The sequence below is a fragment of the Vibrio sp. 14G-20 genome, from assembly GCF_026241515.1.
Classification (GTDB): domain Bacteria; phylum Pseudomonadota; class Gammaproteobacteria; order Enterobacterales; family Vibrionaceae; genus Vibrio.
This window is the reverse complement of the sequence record NZ_JAPHPW010000003.1, coordinates 277,134-283,449: the sequence shown is the minus strand read 5'-3', so window position 1 is coordinate 283,449 and position 6,316 is coordinate 277,134. Positions and strand designations below refer to the sequence as shown.

The following is a 6,316-nucleotide window of genomic DNA, read 5'->3' as shown; positions in this document are numbered from 1 at the left end:
AGCCATTACCTCACCAACTAGCTAATCCCACCTAGGCATATCTTGACGCGAGAGGTCCGAAGATCCCCCTCTTTGGCCCGTAGGCATTATGCGGTATTAGCCATCGTTTCCAATGGTTATCCCCCACATCAAGGCAATTTCCTAGGCATTACTCACCCGTCCGCCGCTCGACGCCCATTAAATCCTCCGAAGAATCAATAATGTCGTTTCCGCTCGACTTGCATGTGTTAGGCCTGCCGCCAGCGTTCAATCTGAGCCATGATCAAACTCTTCAATTTAAGATTTTGTCGGCTCAATGAATACTGACTTCAAAACTACAAAAAGTAATTCTAAAGCTATTATCTTTCCAACAGAAAGATAATGAATTGACTGTGCCAAATATCTTCTTTCTACAAGAGAAAGTAGTTATTCGTATTGGTCACTCAGTTCATTGAAACCAAAGTTGATTCCGAGGAATCTGTTTTACTTCTCTTAATAAAAAGGGAAGATAAAACGTTTTGATATTCATCAACGAGTGCCCACACAGATTGATAGGTTTAAATTGTTAAAGAGCTTTACTTATTGAGCGTTCCTTTTAGTAAGGAGCCTCTCTAAGTGGACGGCCATTCTAGCGAATTGGGTTCCAGTGTCAAACACTTTTTCCAGCTAATTTTTCAAAGCATCTTAAATGCTTAATGTCGTCTCATTACTTAGTTCAAACCGCTTGGTTATCCCTGGCAATGGAGGCGCATTATAGAGAGAATCTCCCTTTGCACAAGACCAAAAACGAAAAAAAACCGCCGCAGGCGATCGTTCGGACACTATTCACACAAAGCGTTCAAAATAGGTACGATTAAGCCTTAATTTCGGCTAATCGTACCTATTGTTAATAGTCTGATTATTGGTGAGCAATAATTCGGTCGTTATTCACTAATAGCTGCACTTTCTTATCTGGATTTATTTTTCCAGCCAGTATCGCTTTCGCTAATGGGTTTTCTACAGTTTGTTGAATTGCTCTTTTAAGAGGCCTTGCACCATATACAGGGTCAAAACCAACTTGAGAGATTAGCTTGAGCGCTTTTTCTGAAACTTCGAGTTCATACCCATTGTCTTCCATTCGCTTTTTCAAGTGCTCAAGCTGAATAGCAGCAATTGATTCGATGTGCTCTTGGCCTAATGGATGGAACACGACACTTTCATCAACACGGTTCAAAAACTCAGGTCGGAAATGTTTACCCACCACTTCCATAACCTCATTTTTAATCCCTTGGTAATCCAATGTATTGAAGTTCTCTTGAATACGGGTTGAACCTAGATTCGATGTCATGATTACCACGGTATTTCTAAAATCGACCGTGCGACCTTGTCCGTCAGTTAATCGTCCATCATCTAAAACTTGCAATAGAATATTGAAAACATCTGGGTGAGCTTTCTCTACCTCATCAAGCAGAATCACAGAATAAGGTTTTCGACGAACGGCTTCGGTTAAGTACCCACCTTCTTCATAACCCACATAACCCGGAGGAGCACCAACTAAACGAGCAACAGAGTGTTTCTCCATAAACTCAGACATATCGATACGCACCATGGCATCTTCACTATCGAACATAAAGTTCGCCAATGTTTTACACAGTTCCGTTTTACCGACACCAGTTGGCCCTAAAAATAAGAACGAACCAATTGGCTTATTCGGATCAGACAAACCAGCACGGCTACGACGAATTGCATTCGACACAACTTCAACCGCTTCCGCTTGACCGATAACCCGCTTATGCAGAACACCTTCCATTTTCAGAAGCTTCTCTTTCTCTGCTTCTAGCATTTTAGAAACCGGGATGCCGGTTTGCTTAGAAAGGACATCGGCAATCTCAGCGTCAGTCACCTTGTTACGTAACAGGGTCATTTCTTGCATTTCAGCTTGAGTCGCGAGATCTAACTGCTTCTCCAATTCTGGGATTCGGCCATATTGCAATTCAGACATACGGTTAAGGTCACCAGCACGTCGTGCAAAATCCATATCCATCCGAGCTTGTTCTAGCTCTGACTTGATATGTTGTGTGCCAGACAACGCCGCTTTTTCAGCGTTCCAAACTTCTTCAAGTTCAGCAAAATCGCGTTCTTTCTCAGAAAGTTCACTTTGCAGCGTGCGAAGCCTCTTTTCACTGGCTTCGTCATTTTCATTAGTAAGAGCTTGCTGCTCGATCTTCAATTGAATGATTTTTCGCTCGAGCTTATCCAGTGACTCTGGTTTTGAGTCGATCTGCATTCGAATACTCGAAGCCGCTTCATCAATCAGATCAATCGCCTTATCTGGTAACTGACGGTCTGAAACGTATCGGTGAGATAACGTTGCCGCCGCTACGATAGCAGGGTCGGTAATTTCTACATGATGGTGAAGTTCATAACGCTCTTTCAAACCTCGAAGAATCGCAACTGTGTCTTCAACGGTTGGTTCGTCCACGATCACTTTTTGGAATCGACGCTCTAAAGCAGGGTCTTTCTCTATATATTGTCGGTATTCATCGAGCGTTGTTGCGCCGACACAATGCAGTTCACCACGAGCTAATGCTGGTTTCAGCATGTTGCCCGCATCCATAGAGCCTTCGCCTTTACCTGCACCGACCATCGTATGAATTTCATCGATAAAGAGAATGACATTGCCTTCTTCTTTCGATAATTCATTAAGCACCGATTTTAGACGCTCTTCGAATTCACCACGATACTTAGCACCCGCTACCAATGAACCCATATCTAATGAAAGCACTCGTCGGCCTCTTAAGCCTTCAGGAACTTCATTATTGATAATGCGCTGAGCCAAACCTTCGACAATCGCGGTTTTACCCACGCCGGGTTGACCGATAATGACAGGGTTGTTCTTAGTTCGACGTTGAAGGACTTGAATCGTGCGACGAATTTCATCATCACGACCGATCACAGGATCGAGTTTGCCTTGCTCTGCTCTTTCAGTCAGATCAATGGTGAACTTCTCTAATGCTTGGCGTCTATCTTCCGCATTCGGGTCATCAACTTTTTGACCACCGCGAACTTGCTCGATAGCTTGAGATAGTTTTTGCTCACTGAGACCTAGCTCTTTAAGTAAGTTTCCTAAAGGACCTTTGTCTTCAATTGCAGCGAGTAGAAATACTTCTGAAGATATGTAACTGTCTTGACGCTTTTGCGCGACCTTGTCACATAGATTGAATAGCGTTCCCATTGCGTTAGAGAGCTGAACATCACCACCGATACCACTAACTTTTGGCACTCGGTCTAATATTTCGCTTAATTTAGAACGCAATTGAACCACGTCAATATTCAGCATGGTGAGCAATGGACGAATCGCACTGCCATCTTGATTTAGCAAAGACACCATTAGGTGTACAGGTTCTATATATTGGTGATCACGACCTAATGCGAGCGACTGAGCATCAGATATCGCAATTTGGAATTTACTAGTGAATCGATCGAGACGCATGCCAACCTTCCTACTCTTAGATATGTTTATCTTATGGTTAGAAGATGGATACGGTAACGCGGATTTTCAAGGGATAAGAATGAAGAATAGAGCTTATATGAAAATATAAATGAGCTGGATGAGTGGTTGCGCTAGTCAGAGATTACTCTAGCCAAATAAATGTCGCCTGACGCCCAGTAATACCATCACGACGATAGGAATAGAAAGCATCTGAATCTGCGTATGTACATAGATTTGAATCTGTCACCGAAGTCACGCCAACTTTCATTAATCGTTGAATCGCAAGTTGAGACATGTTTGCTAGCCACTTGCCCGGTTCAGCTTTGGCTTGAAATGCTAATTTCGCCTGAGGGTCAAAACGAACAAAAGCGTCCAATACATCGTCGCCAACTTCAAATGCATCTTTACCAATTGCAGGGCCAAGCCAAGCAATGATCGAGTTATCTGAATCTAGGTTTGAGAACTTTGCGACGGCATTTTCAAGAATACCACCAGCAAGACCACGCCAACCGGCATGAACTGCAGCAACTTGAGTACCTTTGGTATCGGTAAGGATGACCGGTAAGCAATCGGCTGTCATCGCAGAACAAACAACACCCGTTGCAGTGGTAAATGCACCATCCGCATCAAGCACATTCGCCACAGGTTCTAAAACCGTAACGACATCTGTTGAGTGAGTCTGATTTAGCCATACCGGAGCGGTGGGCATCTTAGATTGTTGCTTTAGCCACGCTCGATTGCTTTCAACAAGCGAAGCATCATCCCCAACGTGCATACCGAGGTTTAACCCTTGATAAGCTCCTGTAGAAAAGCCATCAAAACGAGTCGAAGCAAATGCCTTCACGTTTTGAGGAGCATTCCAGTCAGGGATGATCATTGACATGATTAAATGTCGTCTTCTATGTTTTCGCGAGCATCAACACGCAACGCTTCAGCCATCACAACCATGTCATTCGGCACAGGTGCGTGGAACTCAACTTCTTCACCAGTAATCGGGTGAACAAATTTCAGCATTACAGCGTGTAGCGCTTGGCGATCAAAAGAACGAATCATTGTCGTCAGCTCTTCAGATGCACCTTTAGGAATACGTGCACGACCACCGTACGCAATATCACCTAACAGCGGATGCTGAAGATATGACATGTGAACACGGATTTGGTGAGTACGACCCGTTTCTAGGCGCAAACGAATACGAGTATGTTCGCGGAAGTGCTCCGCAACACGGTAGTGAGTTACCGCAGGCTTACCCAATTCATTAACGTCCATTAACGTACGCTTCGTTGCATGACGGCTAATGCCTTTCTCAACAACACCACCCGCAGTCATTTTGCCAATTGCAATTGCTTCATATTCACGAGTAATACGACGTTTAGCAAGAGCACGCACAAGACGAGTTTGAGCTGGAACCGTTTTAGCCACAACCATAAGACCTGTTGTGTCTTTATCAAGACGGTGCACAATACCCGCACGAGGTACTTCAGCAATCTGAGGGTAATGGAAAAGCAATGCGTTTAGTATGGTTCCATCCGGCGTACCTGCGCCTGGGTGTACAACCAGATCGCGAGGTTTATTGATAACCAATAAATCATCATCTTCATAGACAATGTCTAACGGAATATCTTGTGCTTCCCAGCGCTCTTCATCCGCAAGCTCCGCTTGTAAGATGATCGCTTCACCGCCCAAAACTATGGTGCGCGGTTTAGTGATAACTTCGCCATCCACTTGGATTTTGCCGTCAAGAAGCCACTCTTTAATACGAGAGCGAGAAAAATCGGTAAATAGTTCAGCGACAGCTTGGTCTAAACGTTGACCTAACTGGCTGCTTTTTACTGTGTCTGTTAATGTTATCTGCTGAGCCATATCGAACTTTTTTAAAAACCGTGAGACTAATACCCATTAGTATGGATAAAATAGAATAATTGCATCATTGTATCTGTTACTGGTTAGAAAGTAACGGAAGCTTACGAAATATTTAATTCAAGGAATCGACGCCTGACATGAAACACCTTACTTTATCGGGTCTATTAGCCGTATCACTCTTAGTTGGTTGTTCAAGTAGTGAAGAAATAGTACCGGATGTACCGCCATCGGTTCTTTACTCTGACGCCCAAGAATCACTGCAGAGTGGTAGCTGGCTTTCTGCAATCGAAAAGCTAGAAGCCTTAGACTCTCGTTACCCATTCGGCGCCTATTCTGAACAAGTACAACTGGATCTGATTTACGCGTACTACAAAAATGATGACTTGGCGTTAGGCCTTGCCACCATTTCACGATTCCTACGCTTAAACCCAACTCATGAAAAACAGGATTGGGTTCTTTACATGCGTGGCCTGACACACATGGCTCAAGATCGAAACTTCATGCACGATATTTTTAATATCGATCGCAGCGACCGAGATCCAGAACCAGTGAAACTAGCGTTTGCTGATTTCAAACGACTTTTAGAACGTTTCCCTGCAAGCCCATATGCTGAAGATGCACAAAAACGCATGTTCGCACTTAAAAACCGTTTGGCTGATTACGATCTAGCAACCGCTGATTTCTATCTGCGTCGTGAAGCTTGGATTGCTGCGATCAACAGAACGCAAGAGCTACAAAAAACTTACCCAGACACCATTGCTGCGCGTAAATCTCTGAAAATACAGTTAGAAGCCTACGAGCAGCTCGGACTAGAAGATGCAGTGTTAAGAACAGAAAAGTTGATTGAGTTAAACCCACTACCTTAATTAAACTTCTTGTCATCTCAATCCAAAAAGCGCGCTAATTTACTAGCGCGTTTTTTTATCCACATATCGCAAACTTGATGAATCGCACAATACACGGTATCTTCAAAAGATAACTTTTAACAAAACATCAACATGGAGT

The 6,316-nt window shown here is 43.7% G+C and carries 4 protein-coding genes and 1 rRNA gene; 1 reads left to right on the top strand and 4 read right to left on the bottom strand.

Annotation, left to right across the window (positions count from 1 at the left end):
- From OQJ75_RS04345 to rluD, 4 genes are all read right to left on the bottom strand, one after another.
- A 16S ribosomal RNA gene (locus OQJ75_RS04345) occupies positions 1-278 on the bottom strand; the annotation flags it as partial.
- 599 nt (positions 279-877) lie between these two features.
- Positions 878-3,451, bottom strand: coding sequence for an ATP-dependent chaperone ClpB (gene clpB, locus OQJ75_RS04340; RefSeq protein ID WP_248374070.1), 2,574 nt, complete (start codon positions 3,449-3,451; stop codon positions 878-880).
- A gap of 142 nt (positions 3,452-3,593) precedes the next feature.
- Positions 3,594-4,334, bottom strand: coding sequence for a peptidoglycan editing factor PgeF (pgeF, locus tag OQJ75_RS04335; RefSeq protein ID WP_265971191.1), 741 nt, complete (start codon positions 4,332-4,334; stop codon positions 3,594-3,596).
- A gap of 2 nt (positions 4,335-4,336) precedes the next feature.
- A complete protein-coding gene (gene rluD, locus OQJ75_RS04330; protein ID WP_009848467.1) occupies positions 4,337-5,311 on the bottom strand; it encodes a 23S rRNA pseudouridine(1911/1915/1917) synthase RluD in 975 nt (324 codons plus the stop codon).
- A gap of 137 nt (positions 5,312-5,448) precedes the next feature.
- Here rluD and OQJ75_RS04325 point away from each other — a divergent pair, with 137 nt between their 5' ends.
- Positions 5,449-6,177, top strand: coding sequence for an outer membrane protein assembly factor BamD (locus OQJ75_RS04325; protein WP_248374069.1), 729 nt, complete (start codon positions 5,449-5,451; stop codon positions 6,175-6,177).
- Positions 6,178-6,316: the final 139 nt, after the last annotated feature.

Coding starts and splice junctions, on each gene's coding strand:
- clpB (WP_248374070.1), bottom strand. CDS start 3,451: ATGCGTCTCGATCGATTCACTAGTAAATTCCAAATTGCGATATCTGAT.
- OQJ75_RS04325 (WP_248374069.1), top strand. CDS start 5,449: ATGAAACACCTTACTTTATCGGGTCTATTAGCCGTATCACTCTTAGTT.
- pgeF (WP_265971191.1), bottom strand. CDS start 4,334: ATGTCAATGATCATCCCTGACTGGAATGCTCCTCAAAACGTGAAGGCA.
- rluD (WP_009848467.1), bottom strand. CDS start 5,311: ATGGCTCAGCAGATAACATTAACAGACACAGTAAAAAGCAGCCAGTTA.